At 72.5% G+C, this 16,946-nt stretch carries 15 protein-coding genes; 14 read left to right on the top strand and 1 reads right to left on the bottom strand.

Annotation, left to right across the window (positions count from 1 at the left end):
* Positions 1 to 3: 3 nt before the first annotated feature.
* The 14 genes from bchB to BKE41_RS10500 all read left to right on the top strand — a co-directional run bounded on the left by bchB (position 4) and on the right by BKE41_RS10500 (position 16,699).
* A complete protein-coding gene (bchB, locus tag BKE41_RS10565) occupies positions 4 to 1,602 on the top strand; it encodes a ferredoxin:protochlorophyllide reductase (ATP-dependent) subunit B (RefSeq protein WP_024830327.1) in 1,599 nt (532 codons plus the stop codon).
* Positions 1,577 to 5,281, top strand: a complete 3,705-nt coding sequence (locus tag BKE41_RS10560) for a magnesium chelatase subunit H (RefSeq protein WP_070999332.1) — start codon at positions 1,577 to 1,579, stop codon at positions 5,279 to 5,281. The genes bchB and BKE41_RS10560 overlap by 26 nt, the downstream gene beginning before the upstream one ends.
* Entirely contained in the window at positions 5,278 to 6,171 is an 894-nt protein-coding gene (bchL, locus tag BKE41_RS10555) for a ferredoxin:protochlorophyllide reductase (ATP-dependent) iron-sulfur ATP-binding protein (RefSeq protein WP_012318826.1), read from the top strand. The genes BKE41_RS10560 and bchL overlap by 4 nt, the downstream gene beginning before the upstream one ends.
* Positions 6,171 to 6,926 (top strand): magnesium protoporphyrin IX methyltransferase, encoded by a 756-nt coding sequence (bchM, locus tag BKE41_RS10550; RefSeq protein WP_012318825.1) that lies wholly within the window; start codon positions 6,171 to 6,173, stop codon positions 6,924 to 6,926. Before bchL ends, bchM begins: the two co-directional genes overlap by 1 nt.
* Positions 6,923 to 8,350, top strand: a complete 1,428-nt coding sequence (locus BKE41_RS10545; protein WP_070999331.1) for a BCD family MFS transporter — start codon at positions 6,923 to 6,925, stop codon at positions 8,348 to 8,350. Before bchM ends, BKE41_RS10545 begins: the two co-directional genes overlap by 4 nt.
* An 18-nt stretch (positions 8,351 to 8,368) precedes the next feature.
* Positions 8,369 to 9,148: a photosynthetic reaction center subunit H gene (puhA, locus tag BKE41_RS10540; RefSeq protein WP_012318823.1), complete on the top strand. Its 780-nt coding sequence runs from the start codon at positions 8,369 to 8,371 to the stop codon at positions 9,146 to 9,148.
* Positions 9,145 to 9,795 carry a photosynthetic complex putative assembly protein PuhB gene (gene puhB / locus BKE41_RS10535; RefSeq protein WP_012318822.1) on the top strand — a complete coding sequence of 217 codons (651 nt, stop codon included), beginning with the start codon at positions 9,145 to 9,147 and terminating at the stop codon, positions 9,793 to 9,795. Before puhA ends, puhB begins: the two co-directional genes overlap by 4 nt.
* An 11-nt stretch (positions 9,796 to 9,806) precedes the next feature.
* Positions 9,807 to 10,307, top strand: a complete 501-nt coding sequence (gene puhC, locus BKE41_RS10530) for a photosynthetic complex assembly protein PuhC (RefSeq protein ID WP_070999326.1) — start codon at positions 9,807 to 9,809, stop codon at positions 10,305 to 10,307.
* Entirely contained in the window at positions 10,307 to 10,603 is a 297-nt protein-coding gene (locus BKE41_RS10525) for a hypothetical protein (RefSeq protein WP_012318820.1), read from the top strand. Before puhC ends, BKE41_RS10525 begins: the two co-directional genes overlap by 1 nt.
* Complete coding sequence (acsF, locus tag BKE41_RS10520; RefSeq protein ID WP_059409497.1) at positions 10,600 to 11,688, top strand: magnesium-protoporphyrin IX monomethyl ester (oxidative) cyclase; 1,089 nt, start codon at positions 10,600 to 10,602, stop codon at positions 11,686 to 11,688. The genes BKE41_RS10525 and acsF overlap by 4 nt, the downstream gene beginning before the upstream one ends.
* 1 nt (position 11,689) lies before the next feature.
* Positions 11,690 to 12,484, top strand: a complete 795-nt coding sequence (gene puhE, locus BKE41_RS10515; protein ID WP_012318818.1) for a putative photosynthetic complex assembly protein PuhE — start codon at positions 11,690 to 11,692, stop codon at positions 12,482 to 12,484.
* A 112-nt stretch (positions 12,485 to 12,596) separates the two neighbouring features.
* On the top strand, positions 12,597 to 13,814 hold the full coding sequence (gene hemA / locus BKE41_RS10510; protein ID WP_012318817.1) for a 5-aminolevulinate synthase: 1,218 nt from the start codon (positions 12,597 to 12,599) through the stop codon (positions 13,812 to 13,814).
* A 177-nt stretch (positions 13,815 to 13,991) separates the two neighbouring features.
* A complete protein-coding gene (gene bchI, locus BKE41_RS10505; RefSeq protein WP_024830331.1) occupies positions 13,992 to 15,002 on the top strand; it encodes a magnesium chelatase ATPase subunit I in 1,011 nt (336 codons plus the stop codon).
* The gene (locus BKE41_RS10500) at positions 14,999 to 16,699 is read left to right on the top strand and encodes a magnesium chelatase subunit D (RefSeq protein WP_070999325.1); all 1,701 of its coding nucleotides are present in this window, start codon (positions 14,999 to 15,001) and stop codon (positions 16,697 to 16,699) included. The genes bchI and BKE41_RS10500 overlap by 4 nt, the downstream gene beginning before the upstream one ends.
* A gap of 31 nt (positions 16,700 to 16,730) precedes the next feature.
* Here BKE41_RS10500 and BKE41_RS31605 read toward each other — a convergent pair whose 3' ends face one another.
* The gene (locus tag BKE41_RS31605) at positions 16,731 to 16,877 is read right to left on the bottom strand and encodes a hypothetical protein (protein ID WP_012318814.1); all 147 of its coding nucleotides are present in this window, start codon (positions 16,875 to 16,877) and stop codon (positions 16,731 to 16,733) included.
* Between the last annotated feature and the right edge of the window lie 69 nt (positions 16,878 to 16,946).

The raw sequence follows: 16,946 nt of genomic DNA, 5'->3' as shown, positions 1-16,946 counted from the left end.
GCCATGCAGCTCACCCTCTGGACCTACGAGGGTCCGCCTCACATCGGCGCGATGCGCGTCGCCACGGCGATGTCCGGGCTGCATTACGTGCTGCACGCTCCGCAGGGCGACACCTACGCCGACCTGCTGTTCACCATGATCGAGCGGCGGGACGCCCGCCCGCCCGTGACTTACACGACCTTCCGTGCCCAGGATCTCGGCCGCGACACCGCCGAGCTGTTCAAGGAGGCGGTCGCCGCCGCGCACGCACGGTTCCGGCCCCAGGCCATGATCGTCGGCGCCTCCTGCACGGCCGAGCTGATCCAGGACGATCCGGGCGGCCTCGCCAAGGCCCTCGACCTTCCGATCCCGGTGATCCCGCTGGAGCTGCCCGCCTACCAGAAGAAGGAGAACTGGGGCGCGTCGGAGACCTTCTACCGGCTGGTCCGCGCGCTCGCCGGGGCTCCGGCCCCGCGCCCGGCGCGGGAGCCCGGGCGGCGCCCGCTCTGCAACATTCTGGGTCCAACGGCGCTGGGCTTCCGCCACCGGGACGACCTGATCGAGATCCGCCGGCTGCTCGATACCCTCGGCATCGCCGTGAATGTCGTGGCGCCGCTGGGGGCCACGCCCGCCGATCTGGGCCGGCTCCGGGACGCCGACTTCAACGTCGTGCTCTATCCCGAGACGGCCCGCTCCGCTGCGGACTACCTGAAGAAGGCCTTCGGGCAGCCGTTCACGCAAACCATCCCGATCGGCGTCGGCGGCACCCGCCGGTTCGTCGAGGAGGTGGCGGGCCTCGCCGGGATCGACCCGGCGCCGGTGCTCGACGGATCCGGCTCGCGGCTGCCCTGGTACTCCCGCTCGGTCGATTCGACCTATCTCACGGGCAAGCGCGTCTTCGTGTTCGGCGACGCCACGCACGCCATCGGCATCGCCCGGGTCGCCGCGAAGGAACTCGGCTTCACCCTCGTCGGGCTCGGCACCTACGGCCGCGAGTTCGCCCGCGAGGTCCGCGCCGAGGCGGCCGCGCACGGTATCGAGGCGCTGGTCACCGACGACTACCTCGACGTCGAGGCGGCGATCCGCGCGGCCGCGCCGGAACTCGTCCTCGGCACCCAGATGGAGCGCCACGTCGCCAAGCGGCTCGGCATCCCCTGCGCGGTGATCTCCGCGCCGGTCCACGTCCAGGACTTCCCGGCGCGCTACGCCCCGCAGATGGGCTTCGAGGGCGCCAACGTCCTGTTCGACACCCTGGTCCATCCGCTGATGATGGGCCTCGAAGAGCACCTCCTCGGCATGTTCCGGGAGGATCCCGAATTCCACGACGGCGTCGGCCCCTCGCATCTCGGCGGCAAGTCCTTCGGGACTCCGGCGGACGAGGCGTTCGAGGCCGCGGAACGGGCGCCGGCTGACACCCCTCCGACGCCGGCGCCCGTTCCGATCCTGCTTGAGCGGCCGGCCGCGACCGCGTGGTCGCCCGAGGCCGAGAAGGAGCTGAAGAAGATCCCGTTCTTCGTGCGGGGCAAAGCACGCACGAACACCGAGACTTTCGCGCGGGAGCGGCACCTGCCGCTCATCACCCTCGAGACCCTCTACGATGCCAAAGCGCATTACGGCCGCTAGGCCGCCGATCCGCGTCGTCATCGTCACGCTCGACAATCACTTGGCGAGCGCGGTGGAGCGGGCGCGCCTGCGCCTCCGGTCCGAGATGCCCGGGCTGGTGCTGGGCTTCCACGCGGCCGCCGAGTGGGACAACGATCCCGCGACGCTGGCGGCCTGTCGGGCCGACATCGCGCAGGCCGACATCGTGCTCTCGGCCATGCTGTTCATGGACGAGCAGGTGCGGGCGATCCTGCCGGCGCTGGCGGCCCGGCGCGCGGCCTGCGACGCGATGGTCGGCTGCCTCTCGGCCGGCGAGGTGGTGAAGACCACGAAGCTCGGCCGCTTCGACATGAGCGGCACCAAGCGCAGCGCCCTCGACTTCCTGAAGAAGCTGCGGGGCAAGCCGGGCCAGCAGGGCAATGCCGGCCGGCAGATGGCCCTGGTGCGCAAGCTGCCGAAGATCCTGCGCTTCATCCCGGGTTCGGCCCAGGACGTGCGCGCCTATTTCCTGACCCTGCAATACTGGCTGGCGGGCTCGGACGAGAACGTCGCCGCCCTGGTGCGCTTCCTCGTGCACCGCTACGCGGCCGGCGAGCGCGCCGCTTGGCGCGAGGGTCCGGCGGCGCCCGCACCCCTCGATTATCCGGAGACCGGTCTCTACCACCCGCGCCTCACCGGTCGGATCGGTGCCGACCCGTCGCGGCTGCCGCGCCTCACGGGCGCCAAGGGCCGGGTCGGCCTGCTGGTGATGCGCAGCTACGTGCTCGCCGGCAACACCGCCCATTACGACGGCGTCATCGCCGCCCTGGAGGCGCAGGGCCTCGACGTGGTGCCGGCCTTCGCCAGCGGCCTCGACAACCGCCCGGCGGTAGAGTCCTTCTTCATGGAGGACGGGCGCGCCTGCATCGACGCGCTGGTCTCGCTCACCGGCTTCTCGCTGGTCGGCGGCCCCGCCTACAACGACGCCGCCGCCGCCGAGGCGATGCTGGCCCGGCTCGACGTGCCCTACCTCGCCGCCCAGGCGCTGGAGTTTCAGACCCTGGAACAGTGGGAGGCGGGTGACCGCGGCCTGTCGCCGGTCGAGGCGACCATGATGGTCGCGATCCCCGAACTCGACGGCGCCACCACCCCGATGGTGTTCGGCGGCCGCTCCGCGAATTCCGGCGCCGACAACGCAAGGGACATGCGGGTCCATCCCGAGCGCGCGGCCCGGCTCGCCGAGCGGGTCGCGCGACTGGTATCGCTCCGCTGGACCGCGAAGGCCGAGCGGAAGCTCGCCGCGGTGCTGTTCAACTTCCCGCCCAATGCCGGCGCCACCGGCACGGCGGCGTTCCTGTCGGTCTACGCCTCGCTGCTCAACACGCTGAAGGGCCTGGCGGCGGACGGCTACACGGTCGAAGTGCCGGAGAGCGTCGACGCCCTGCGCGAAAAAATCCTCGACGGCAATGCCAAGCGCTACGGCACCCAGGCCAACGTCCACGCCCGCATTCCGGCCGAGGACCACCTGCGCCGCGAGCCCTACCTCGCGGAGATCGAGGCCCAGTGGGGCCCGGCGCCGGGCCGCCACCAGACCAACGGCGCCGACATCTTCGTGCTGGGCGCGCAGTTCGGCAACGTCTTCGTCGGGGTCCAGCCCGCCTTCGGCTACGAGGGCGACCCAATGCGGCTGCTGTTCGAGCGCGGCTTCGCACCGACCCACGCGTTCAGCGCCTTCTACCGCTACCTGCGCGAGGACTTCAGCGCCGACGCCGTGCTGCATTTCGGCACCCACGGGGCGCTCGAGTTCATGCCCGGCAAGCAGACCGGCCTGTCCGAATCCTGCTGGCCGGAGCGGCTGATCGGGGCGCTGCCCAACGTCTACCTCTACGCGGCCAACAACCCGTCCGAGGGGACGCTCGCCAAGCGGCGCTCGGCGGCGACGCTGGTGAGCTACCTGACCCCGAGCCTCGCGGCGGCCGGACTCTATCGCGGGCTGCTCGACCTGAAGAGCTCGATCGAGCGCTGGCGCGGCCTCGGCCCCGAGGCGGGCGGCGAGCGCGAGACGCTGGCGCGCCTGATCCAGGACCAGGGCGCGGCGGTCGATCTCGTCGCCGCCGAGCCGGCCTGGACCGGCGATCTGGAGGCTCGGGTCTCCGGCCTCTGGACCGCGCTGCAGGAGCTGGAGCAGACCCTGATCCCGCACGGCCTGCACGTGGTCGGCGCGGGCACGCCGGAAGAGGAGCGGGTCGATCTGCTCCTGGCGCTCGCCCAGTCGGCGCACGGCGTGCGGCCGGAGCGGGCCGGGATCGAGGCCCTCGTCACGGGGCAGGGGGTCGAGGCGGCGCTGACGGCTTCCGGCCTGCCCGCCGACGACGTGACCCGGGCGGCGTTCGCAAGTCTGGCGGAGACCGACCGGCTGCTGTCGCGCGACCACGAGGTTCCGGCGCTGCTGCGGGCGCTGGACGGCCGCTTCGTGCCGCCGGTGGCCGGCGGCGACCTGCTGCGCAACCCGGCCGTGCTGCCGACAGGCCGCAACCTCCACGGCTTCGATCCGTACCGCCTGCCCTCGGCCTTCGCGGTGGCGGACGGTGCCCGGCAGGTGGCCCGCATCCTCGAACGCTTCGCCGCGGACGGAAAACCCTGCCCGGAGAGCGTCGCCCTGGTCCTGTGGGGCACCGACAACCTCAAGAGTGAGGGCGGCCCGATCGCCCAGGCTCTGGCGCTGATCGGCGCCGCGCCCCGCTTCGACGGCTACGGGCGCCTGAGCGGCGCCGAGCTGATCCCGCTGGAGACCCTCGGCCGCCCGCGGATCGACGCGGTGGTGACCCTCTCGGGCATCTTTCGAGACCTGCTACCGCTGCAGACCAAACTCCTGGCGGAAGCGTCTTTCCTCGCCGCCACCGCCGACGAGCCCCTCGAACAGAACTACGTCCGCAAGCACGCCCTCGCGATCCAGGCCGAGCAGGGCTGCGATCTGGAGACGGCGGCGCTCCGGGTCTTCTCCAACGCCGAGGGCGCCTACGGAGCCAACGTCAATCACTTGGTCGACTCGGGCAACTGGGACGACGAGGCCGAGCTCTGCGAGACCTTCGCGCGCCGCAAGAGTTTCGCCTACGGCCGCACCGGCCGCCCGGCGCCGCAGCGGGCGCTGATGCAGGCGGTGCTCGCCTCCGTCGACATGGCCTACCAGAACCTCGACTCGGTCGAGGTCGGCGTCACCTCGGTCGACCACTACTTCGACGGGCTCGGCGGCATGGGCCGGGCGGTGGCCCGGGCCAAGGGCGAGTCGGTGCCGATCTACATCAGCGACCAGACCCGCGGGGAGGGGCGCGTCCGCTCCCTGGAGGAGCAGGTGGCGCTGGAGACGCGCACCCGGATGCTCAACCCGAAATGGTACGAGGGCCTGCTCGGCCACGGCTACGAGGGCGTCCGGCAGATCGAGACGCATCTCACCAACACGGTCGGCTGGTCGGCCACCGCCAACGCGGTCCAGCCCTGGATCTACGAGCGGATCACCGAGACCTACGTCCTCGACCCCGCCATGCGCGAGCGCATGGCCGCCTTGAACCCCACCGCCTCCGCCAAGGTCGCCCAGAGGCTGATCGAGGCGCACCGCCGCGGCTTCTGGACCCCCGACGCAGCGATGCGCGACGCCCTCGACCGGGCCGAGGAGGAGCTGGAGGACCGCCTGGAAGGCGTCACCGCAGGAGTGGCCGCATGAACATCGCGATCCGCAACCCCGTCGTGGCGCGAAAGGAGGAGGGGAGCCTTCAGGTCGCCCTCGATCCCGATCTGAAGATCGAGACCGCCAAGGTCTTCGCGGTCTACGGCAAAGGCGGGATCGGCAAGTCGACCACCTCGTCGAACCTGTCGGTGGCCTTCTCGAAGCTCGGCAAACGGGTGCTGCAGATCGGCTGCGACCCGAAGCACGACTCGACCTTCACGCTGACCAAGCGCCTCGCCCCCACGGTGATCGACGCGCTTGAGGCGGTGAACTTCCACTCGGAGGAGCTGCGCGTCGAGGATTTCGTGGTCGAGGGCTACAACGGGGTGATGTGCGTCGAGGCCGGCGGCCCGCCCGCCGGCACCGGCTGCGGCGGCTACGTGGTCGGCCAGACGGTGAAGCTCCTCAAGGAGCACCACCTCCTCGAAGACACCGATGTCGTCGTGTTCGACGTCCTGGGCGACGTGGTCTGCGGCGGCTTCGCCTCGCCGCTCCAGCACGCCGACCGGGCGCTGATCGTCACCGCCAACGACTTCGACTCGATCTTCGCCATGAACCGGATCGTCGCGGCGATCCACGCGAAGTCCAAGAATTACGGCGTGCGACTCGGCGGCGTCATCGCCAACCGCTCGGCCAAGACCGACGAGATCGACCGGTTCAACGACGCGGTCGGCCTGAAGCGGCTGGCGCATTTCCCCGACCTCGACGTGGTCCGCCGCTCGCGGCTCAAGAAGTCGACCCTGTTCGAGATGGAGTCCTCGCCGGAGCTCGACGCCGTGACCGCCGAGTACATGCGGCTCGCCGAGACGCTCTGGGCCGGCGCCGAGCCCTGCGAGGCGCAGCCCATGAAGGACCGCGACCTGTTCGAGTTTCTGGGATTCGACTGATGGCCAGCGCCAGCTACGACGCCCGCCGGGGCGAGCTGACCACCTACTTCGACCGCACCGCGGTCGAGGCGTGGTCGCGCCTGACCTCGGACGCGCCCGTGAGCCGGATCCGCGCCACGGTGCGGGCCGGGCGCGACGCCATGCGGGCCACGCTGCTCTCCTGGCTCCCGGCCGACATGACCGGCCTGCGTTTGCTCGATGCCGGCTGCGGCACCGGGGCGCTCAGCGTCGAGGCGGCGCGGCGCGGCGCCGAGGTGGTGGCGATCGACGTCTCGCCGACGCTGATCGGGCTGGCGCAGGAGCGGCTGCCGGCGATCGCCGGCGCGGGGCGCATCGATTTCCGGGTGGGCGACATGCTCGATCCCGGGCTCGGGCGGTTCGATCACGTGGTGGCGATGGATTCGCTGATCCACTACCGCGCCGCCGACATCGCCCGGGCGCTGGCGGTCCTGGGTGCGCGCACGGACGGGTCGGTGCTGTTCACCGTGGCGCCGCGCACGGCCCTGCTGACGCTGATGCACGCGGCCGGAAAATTCTTCCCGCGCGGCGACCGCTCGCCTTCCATCGTGCCGGTGACCGAGGGTGGATTGCGGCGGCGGATCGCCTCGGAGAGCGCCCTGGACGCCTTCGCCTGGGCGCAGAGCCACCGGATCAACAGCGGGTTCTACCTGTCGAACGCGGTGGCGCTGACGCGCACCCTGCCGCCCCGCGCGGATCGGGGCGGGGGCCCGGTGCAATCCGGGATGCGGCCATGACCCCCACCCGCAAGCTCACCGCCGCCCTGATGCGCCTCGGCCCGGCGGTGCTGCCCTTCGCGGACGCCGCCACCGCCGAGCTGCCGCTCGGGCGGCTGCTCCGCCTCGCCCTGTTCCAGGTCACCGTCGGCATGGCCGCGGTGCTGCTGATCGGCACCCTGAACCGGGTGATGATCGTCGAGCTCGGCGTCCCGGCCTGGATCGTCGCGATGATGCTGGCGCTGCCGCTGGTCTTCGCCCCCTTGCGGGCGCTGGTCGGCTTCCGCTCGGACACGCACCGCTCGGTGCTGGGCTGGCGGCGCGTGCCCTACATCTGGTTCGGCACGCTGCTCCAGTTCGGCGGCCTCGCGATCATGCCGTTCGCCCTGCTCATCCTGTCGGGCGACACGACCGGGCCGCTCTGGGTCGGCGACCTCTCGGCGGCGCTCGCCTTCCTGCTGGTCGGCGCGGGCCTGCACACGACCCAGACCGTGGGGCTCGCGCTCGCCACCGACCTCGCCCCCGCCCATGCGAGGCCGAAGGTGGTGGCGCTGCTCTGCGCGGCCCTGCTGTTCGGCATGATGGCGAGCGCGGTGCTGTTCGGCCTGTTCCTGGCCCATTTCTCGCCCGTCCGGCTGATCCAGGTGATCCAGGGCGCGGCCCTCGTCACCATCATCCTCAACGGGTTCGCCCTGTGGAAGCAGGAGCCGCGCGATCCGAACCGGACGCGGACGGCGCCGCAGCGGGACTTCCGGTCCTCCTGGCGGGCCTATGCGGGGCAGGGCACCGCCCGGCGCCGCCTCGTGGCGATCGGGCTCGGCACGGCGGGCTTCTCCATGCAGGACATTCTGCTCGAACCCTACGGCGGCCAGATCCTGCACCTCTCGGTGGCGGCCACCACGGCGCTGACCGCCTTGCTGGCCGCCGGTGGCGGGCTCGGCCTGCTGGTCGCGGCGCGCTGGCTCGGCCGCGGGGGCGACCCGTTCCGCGTCTCCGCGGTCGGCGTCGGGATCGGGATCCTCGCGTTCTCGGCGGTCGTGTTCGCCGCCCCGCTCGCCTCGGCCGACCTGTTCGCCGCGGGCGTGAGCCTGATCGGGCTCGGCGGCGGCCTGTTCGCCCACGGCACGCTCACCGCCTCGATGAACCGGGCCGGCCCCGAGGATACCGGGCTCGCGCTCGGCGCCTGGGGCGCCGTGCAGGCGACCGCGGCCGGCCTCTCGATCGCGGCGAGCGGCCTCGTGCGCGACGTGGGCGGCGCCATCGCCCAGTCGGGGGTGCTGGGCGAGGGCATGAACGAGCCGGCCATCGGCTACCTCATCGTCTACCACATCGAGATCGCCCTGCTGTTCGCCGCGCTGCTCGCGCTCGGACCGCTGGTGCGCGAGGACGCTCGGACAGAGGATCGGAACCGCATCGCCGACGGCCTTGCCGGCCGGACGGCCTGACATTCGGGGAGGACAGCCATGCCAACCGGCGCACTTACGGGTTACGTCGACGTCGCCCAGGTCGTGCTCTACGCCTTCTTCCTCTTCTTCGCGGGACTGGTCTTCTGGCTCCGCCGCGAGGACCGGCGCGAGGGCTACCCCCTGGAGAACGAGGCGGTCGGCCGGCGCAAGGCGGACGACCCGATCCTGATCCCGCGGTCCAAGGCGTTTCACCTGCCGGGCGGCGAGACGACCTACGCGCCGCAGGCGGTGCACGGCCGGGACGACATCGAGACCGGCATCCCGGCCCGCAAGGTCGAGCCCTGGCCGGGGGCGCCCTACGAGCGCACGGAATCGTCGCTCCAGGCCGGCGTCGGTCCCGGCTCCTGGGTGCTGCGGCACGACGTGCACGACCGGACCTGGGACGACGAGATCCGCATCGTGCCCCTCCGGGTGGCGAAGAACTTCGTCATCCACGAGGACGGCCCGAACCCGATCGGCATGACGGTGTTCGGCACCGACAGCGCCGTCGCGGGCGTGATCAGCGACGTCTGGGTCGACCGCGGCGAGTCGCTGATCCGCTACTACGAGGTCGAGCTCCCGACGGGCGGACGCCGGCTGATGCCGACCACGTTCTGCCGGGCCGGCGGTTTCACCAAGACGGTGACGACCGAGGCGCTGCTCGCGAGCCAGTTCGCCGACATCCCGACCACCCGCGATCCCGACAGCGTAACCTTCCTGGAGGAGGAGCGGATCATCTCGTATTTCGGCGCCGGCACGCTCTACGCGACGCCGGCCCGGGCGGAGCCCCTGATATGAGCGGCGACTTCCTCCCCGAAGGCACCCTGCGGGGTCTGCCCGGCCCGCTGCCGCCGGGCGAGCGCATCCTCTGGCAGGGCGCGCCGACCACCGCGGGCCTGCTGGTCCGAGTGTTCCACGCCCGCCTCGTGATCGCGTGGTTCTCGGTCTGCGCCCTGGCCTTCGGCCTCGCGGCGGGCTCGCCCGCGGCGGCGCTGAGGGTGGTGGCGCCGACCCTGGTGATCGGCGCCGGCGCCGTCGCGCTGCTCTGGCTGCTCGCCTGGCTCACCCACCGGACGACGCTCTACACGGTGACCAACCGCCGCGTCGTGCTGCAGGCCGGCATCGCCCTGCCGGTGACCCACAACCTGCCCTTCGCGCAGATCGAGACCGCGGCCCTGCGCGCCTTCACGGACGGCAGCGGCGACCTGCCACTGCGGTTGCAGCCGGGCCTCCGGATCGCCTACCTTCACATCTGGCCGCACGTCCGGCCCTGGCGTCTCGCCCGGACCGAGCCCATGCTGCGCTCCGTGCCGGACGCGGACGCCGCGGCGGCGCTGCTGGCACGCGCCCTCGAGGCCCATGCCGACGGCACCGCGCCGCCGGTCCGGGTGGCGCGTCTCGGCCGAGCGGACGAGAATCCCGGTCGCCTCGTCGCGGCCGAATAGGGAGGGGCACGATGGGCGAGCGGGCGGAAGGCGCCGGCCGGGCCACGGCATCGGCGGTCGCGGGACCGGCACCGGCGCTGCTGATGATCGGCGGCGGCGCGCTGATGGGCTTCACCATGCTGGCGGTCCTGATCGGCCGGAGCGAGAAGGTCGGCCTCGTCGCCCTGCCGCCCGCCAATGTGGTGGAACGGCTCGAATTCCGCGCCGAGGATCAGGTCGACGGCTCGATCGCCCTGCGGGACGTCGCCGACCGGCACATCGTGGCCTGGATCCGCCCCGGCGAGGACGGCTTCCTGCGCGGGACGCTGCGGGGCCTCGCCCAGGCCCGCCAGCGGGAGGGACTCGGCCCCGAGAAGCCCTTCAGCCTGACCCGCTACGACGACGGCCGCCTCGCGCTCGCCGACGAGGCCACCGGCCGCCAAGTGCCCCTGGAGGCCTTCGGGTCGACCAATGCCGGGGCCTTCGCCCGGCTGATGCCCGGGCCGGGCGCGCCCGCCACGGAGACGCGGTGATGGGCCTGTTCGGCAGCCGCACCGTCACCGTGCCCTGCACGGTGGAGATCGAGCAGACGCCCGAGAGCCTGCACGCGCACGTCACCCTCGATGCCGGCTTCGAGATCGAGCCCGGCGACGCGGTTCAGGTCCACGACGCGCCGACCTCGGTGCCCTACGGCGAGCGCCTCACCGTGCGGCGCACCGCCACGGTGACCAGGGCCGGCCCGCTGGAGCGGGCCTGGACCAAGCTCATCGCCCATCTCGAGCTGACCGAACTCTACGAGGTCAGCTTCTCCGAGAGGAGGAAGCTGTGAACGCACCCGTCCCGCCGCCCTCCGGCCAGCCCGTTCCGAAGACTCCGGTCAACGAGTCGACCCGGGCCGCCCAGGAGACGACCTTCCTGTCGCCCCGCTTCTACACGACCGACTTCGACGAGCTCGACCGGACCAACGTCGAGCCGGTACGCCGCGACTGGGACGTGCTGATCGCCGAGCTGCGCTCCGACCCGAACAAGCGCCACTTCACCCGCAACGCGGAGTTCGACTGCGACCTGTCGCGGATGGAGCCCGAGTTGCGGAAGGAGTTTCTGGACTTCTTGGTCTCTTCCATCACGGCAGAGTTTTCCGGCTGCGTGCTCTACGCGGAGATGCGCAAGCGCGCGAAGAACAAGGACATCAAGGAGCTGTTCGGCTTCATGAGCCGCGACGAGGCGCGTCACGCCGGCTTCATCAACGACACGCTGAAGGATTTCGGCATCGGCGTGGACTTGGGGTTCCTCACCAAGTCCAAAAAATACACGTTCTTCCGGCCGAAATTCATCTTCTACGCCACCTATCTCTCCGAAAAGATCGGCTACGCCCGCTACATCACGATCTTCCGCGAGCTGGAGCGGCACCCGGAGCGGCGCATCCACCCGATCTTCAAGTGGTTCGAACTGTGGTGCAACGACGAGTTCCGCCACGGCGAGGCCTTCGCGCTGCTGATGCGCGCGAACCCGAAGCTGACGAGCGGCGTGAACCGCTACTGGATCCGGTTCTTCCTGCTCGCGGTCTTCGCCACGATGTACGTGCGCGACCATCACCGCCCGGCCTTCCACGCGGCGCTCGGGGTCGATCCCAGCGACTACGACTTCAAGGTCTTCCGGATCACCTCGGAGATCTCCCGCCAGACCTTCCCGCTGGAGCTCGACCTCGACAACCCGAAGTTCAAGGCGGGGCTCGACCGGCTGCTCGCCTGCTCCCGGGCGATCGCCGACGCCAAGGCGCGGGGCGGCCTCGTCGGCAAGGCCCTGCAGGGGTTCCACGCCGCCCGGGCGGCGGTGACCTTCGCGCGGCTGTATTGTCTCCCCGTCAAGGCCAACGTCCTGCCGGCCGACATCCGTCTCCAGCCGGTCTGGTAGCATGGGGACCTACGCCGCCCCGGTCCTGTACGCGGTCCTGCTCTGGTGGTTCTCCACCGGGCTGATCCTGCTGCTCGACCACGCCCCGCGGCGGACGCATCCGTGGAGCATGGCCGGGGCGACCCTGCTGCTCGCCGGCGCCCTGGTGGCGATCCGGTCCAGCGCCGCCGACACGAGCGCCACGGGGGCCTACACGGCCTTCACGGCCGCGCTCGTCGTCTGGGGCTGGCAGGAGATGAGCTACTACATGGGCTTCCTGTCGGGCCCGCGGCCGGTCGCCTGCGCGCCGAGCGTGCGCGGCCTCGACCGGTTCCTCGCCGCGCTCGCCACCAGCCTGTGGCACGAATTCGCCATCGTGGTCGGCGGCCTCGCGATCCTGGCGCTGGTCTGGGGCAGCCCCAACCGCTTCGCCCTGTGGACCTACGGCACGCTGGTGGTGATGAACCTCTCGGCGCGGCTCAACCTGTTCCTGGGGGTGCGCAACCTCCACGCCGAGTTCCTGCCGGACCATCTCGGCTACCTCGCCTGCTACCTGTCCCGGAAGCCGATGAACCTGCTGTTCCCGGTCTCGGTGAGCCTCGGGACCATCGCGGCGGCCCTGCTCGGGCGCGCGGCGCTCGGCGCCGACCTGCTGGAGCACGAGCTGATCGGCTTCACGGTCCTGGCGACGCTGACCGCGCTCGCCACCCTGGAGCACTGGTTCCTGATGCTGCCGCTGCCCTCGGCGGAGCTGTGGCGCTGGAGCCTGCCCGCGCGGGCGCCCGGGGAAGCGGCCGGGCCGCCGGACCACGTGTAGGCCGAGGGATCATCGCGGGGCGACGCACGTCCACCAATCTGGAACTGGTCTTGTGCGAAGTCCGGTGTCACAGGCGGGATCAACCCGCAGGATTTGTTCGGGGAGAGGCGACATGGATTACGAGACCTTCTTCGAAGGCGAGATCGCCGGGCTCCACCGGGAGGGCCGCTACCGGGTCTTCACCGACCTCGAGCGCCACGCGGGCAACTTCCCGCACGCCACCCACCACCACGCCTCCGGCACGCGGCCGGTCACGGTCTGGTGCTCCAACGACTATCTCGGCATGGGCCAGCACCCGGCCGTGACGGGGGCGATGCACGCGGCGATCGACCGCTGCGGCGCCGGGGCCGGCGGCACCCGCAACATCTCGGGGACGAACCACTACCACGTGCTGCTGGAGCGCGAGCTCGCCGACCTCCACGGCAAGGAGGCGGCCCTGCTGTTCACCTCCGGCTACGTGTCGAACTGGGCGGCGCTGGGGACCCTGGCGTCGCGCCTGCCGAACTGCGCGGTCTTCTCCGATTCCGAGAACCACGCCTCGATGATCGAGGGCATCCGGTTCTCCCGCGCCGAGCGCCACATCTTCCGCCACAACGACCCGGAGGACCTGAACCGCAAGCTCGCGCTGGTCGACCCGGCCCGGCCGAAGCTGGTGGCCTTCGAGTCGGTCTACTCGATGGACGGCGACATCGCGCCGATCGCCGAGATCTGCGACGTGGCCGAGGCCCACGGGGCGCTCACCTATCTCGACGAGGTCCACGCGGTCGGCCTCTACGGGGCGCGCGGCGGCGGCATCTCGGAGCGGGACGGCGTCGCCCACCGGCTCGACGTGATCGAGGGCACGCTCGGCAAGGCCTTCGCGGTGCACGGCGGCTACATCACGGCCTCCGAGAAGCTCTGCGACTTCGTGCGCAGCTTCGCCTCGGGCTTCATCTTCACGACCTCGCTGCCCCCGGCCGTCGCGGCGGGCGCGGCGGCGAGCATCCGCCACCTCAAGGAGAGCGGCGCCGAGCGCGCCCGGCATCAGGAGCGCGTGGCGAAGGTCCGGCAGGCCCTGGAGGCCGCCGACATCCCGACCATGCCCAACGACAGCCACATCGTGCCGGTGATGGTCTGCGATCCCGTGCTCTGCAAGGGGATCTCCGACACCCTGCTCGACGAGTTCGGCATCTACGTGCAGCCGATCAACTACCCGACCGTCGCCCGCGGCACCGAGCGCCTGCGGATCACGCCGTCGCCGCTGCACACGGACGCCGACATCGCCCATCTGGTCCAGGCGCTCACCACGATCTGGGGGCGGATCGGGCTCCGGCAGAAGGCGGCGGAGTAGGGCTTCCCTTCTCCGACCCACCCCCTCATCCTGAAGTGCCCGCGGCGGCGGGCCTCGAGGGAGGGCTCGGGCCGGCCGCGCGATCCCTGGAGTTCCCCTTCGAGGCCTTCGCCGCGCTCCGGCACCTCAGGATGAGGGGGGTGGGTCGGATGCCCCCCGCAGCGTCGAGTCACACCCGTGCCCACCTTTCCCTTCTCGGCCATCGTCGGCCAGGACGAGATGCGCCAGGCGCTGCTGATCGCGGCGGTGGACCCGGCGGTCGGCGGCGTGCTGGTCTTCGGCGACCGCGGCACGGGCAAGTCCACGGCGATCCGGGCGCTGGCCGCCCTGCTGCCGCCGATGCGGGCGGTGGTCGGCTGCCCGTACAATTGCGATCCCGACGGCCCGGCGGAGAGCTGCCCGCACTGCGCCGAGGGTGGCCCGCGCAAGAGTCATAAGAAGCCGGTGCCCGTCGTGGACCTGCCGCTCGGCGCCACCGAGGACCGGGTGGTCGGCACCCTCGACCTGGAGCGGGCGCTCGGGGCCGGCGTGAAGGCGTTCGAGCCGGGGCTGCTGGCGCGCGCCAATCGCGGCTTCCTGTACATCGACGAAGTGAACCTCCTCGAGGACCACCTCGTGGACCTGCTGCTCGACGTGGCGGCCTCCGGGGTCAACACCGTGGAGCGCGAGGGCCTGTCGCTCCGCCACCCGGCGCGGTTCGTCCTCGTCGGGTCCGGCAACCCGGAGGAGGGGGAGTTGCGCCCGCAGCTCCTCGACCGGTTCGGGCTGGCCTGCGAGGTCGCGACCCCGAAGGACATCCCGACCCGCATCGCGGTTGTGCGCGCCCGCGACGCCTACGAGCGCGACCCGGAGGGTTTCTGCGCGGCGCACGCGGGTGGCGAGCGCAAGATCCAGAAGAGCATCCTGCTGGCGCGGGAGCGCCTGCCCGCGGTGACTGTCCCGGACGCCGCCCTGGAGCGCACGGCGCGGCTCTGCCTGGCGCTGGGCACCGACGGGCTGCGCGGCGAGCTGACCCTGATGCGCACCGCGCGGGCGCTGGCCGCCCTCGACGGCGCCGGGGCGGTGACCGACGACCACCTCCGGCGCATCGCCCCGGCCGCCCTGCGCCACCGGCTGCGTCGCAACCCGCTGGACGAATCCGGTTCCACCGCCCGGGTGGAGCGGGCGCTGGCGGAGGTGTTCGCGTGACGGGCGCGCGGCTTCTCCCTCCCCGCGCAGAGGTCGGAAGGCGTGCGCTCGATCTCTGGGCCGATGCTCGTCTCGCCGCCCGTCTGCTCGCCGCCGACCCGCACGGGCTCGGCGGCGCGGTGCTGCGCGCCTCCCCCGGCCCGGTGCGCGAGCGCTGGCTCGAGATCCTGAGGGCGGCGCTGCCGCCCGGAACGCCCTGGCGGCGCCTGCCGCCCGGCATCGGCGACGACGGCCTGCTCGGCGGCCTGGATCTCGCCGCGACCCTGGCGGCGGGCCGCCCCGTCGCGCGGGCCGGGCTGCTCGCGGAGGCCGATGGCGGGATCGTCCTCGTCCCCATGGCCGAGCGTCTGCCGCCGGGCACCGCGTCGCGGCTCGCGGCCACCCTCGATACCGGCACGGTCTCCGACCGCCGCGCCCGGTTCGGCCTGATCCTCCTCGACGAGGGCGTGGCGGACGAGACGGTCGCCGAGGCGCTGGCCGATCGCCTCGCCTTCCGGATCGACCTGAGCGGGCTCGGCCTGGCGGAGGCCGCGGCGGCCGAGCCAGAACCCGCCGCAGGCGCACCGGAGCCCGACCCGGTCGGCAGCCTCTGCGCCCTGGCCGAGGCCTTCAGGATCGCGTCGCTGCGCGGGCCGATCCTGGCAGCGCGGGTGGCGCGCGCCCTCGCGGGAGTCGGGCCGATCGACCAGGCGGCGATCGTGGCGGCCGGGCGCCTGGTCCTGGCGCCGCGCGCCACGCGCCTGCCCGCACCGGAGCAGCCCGCCTCCGAGACCGCGGAGGCGCCGCCGGCGGAGCCGCCCGAGCCGAACGAGGCGGAGGCGTCGGATCCGGCCGCCGCGGAGGCGCCCGACGACGTCGTGCTGGAAGCGGTGCGCGCCGCGATCCCGCCGAACCTCCTCGACCAGCTGCTGGCGGGCGCGCAGCGTCTCCCGGCCGCGAGGGCCGGCCGGGTCGGGCAGGCGGCCTCCGCCCGCACCGGGCGCCCTGTCGGCAGCCGGCGGGGCGACCCGCGGCGGGGACGCCTGGACCTGCTCGCCACCCTGCGGACGGCGGCGCCCTGGCAGGCGCTGCGGCGCGACCCGGAGGAGGCGCGCCGCATCGTGGTGCGGCGGGACGATCTGCGGATCCGGATCCTCAAGCAGCGGACCGAGACCACCACGGTGTTCTGCGTGGACGCCTCGGGCTCGGCCGCCCTGGAGCGGCTGGCCGAGGCCAAGGGCGCGGTCGAGCTGCTGCTGGCGGAGGCCTATGTCCGCCGGGACCGGGTGGCGCTGGTGGCGTTCCGCGGCGCCGGCGCGGATCTGGTCCTGCCGCCGACCCGCTCGCTCACCCGGGCCAAGCGGGGGCTCTCGGGACTGCCGGGCGGAGGCGGGACGCCCCTCGCGGCGGGAATCGACGCCGCGGTCGCGGTGGCGCTGGGCGTGCGCCGCGGCGGCAGCCGGCCGGCGATCGTGCTGCTGACCGACGGGCGCGCCAACGTCGCGCGGTCGGGGGAGGGGGGACGGGTCCGCGCGGGCGCGGAGGCCCTGCAGGCGGCCCGCGCGTTGCGTGCGGCCGGGCTGCCGGCCCTCGTGGTCGATACCGGCACACGGGGTGAGGAGGCCCGTTCGGTCGCGAGCGCGATGGGCGCCCGCTACCTGAAGCTGCCGCGGGTCGAGGCCGGTCAGATCAGCGCGGCGGTGCGGGCGGCGCTCTGAGTGCCGCGCGCGTCAACCTCGGGCCAGGGTGTCAGAGGTCGCCGCCGATGCCGCTGTCGGCGAGGCGCTGGTGGTGGGCGAGCCAGGAGTTCAGCATCTCGCGCACGATGGCCTTGAGGCTCCAGCCGCCGGAGACGGGGGCGGCGATGTTCTGGGTCGAGGAGGTGAAGAGGATCATGGCCTTCTCCGAAGTTGGCGAACGCGTCTTGTTCTTGCTCGCCCGTGATATGCCGCCGCTGTTGCAGCG

The organism is Methylobacterium sp. C1 (genome assembly GCF_001854385.1).
GTDB lineage: Bacteria > Pseudomonadota > Alphaproteobacteria > Rhizobiales > Beijerinckiaceae > Methylobacterium > Methylobacterium radiotolerans.
Note: the sequence above shows the minus strand (reverse complement) of the source record. Positions and strands in the feature narration are given on the sequence as shown.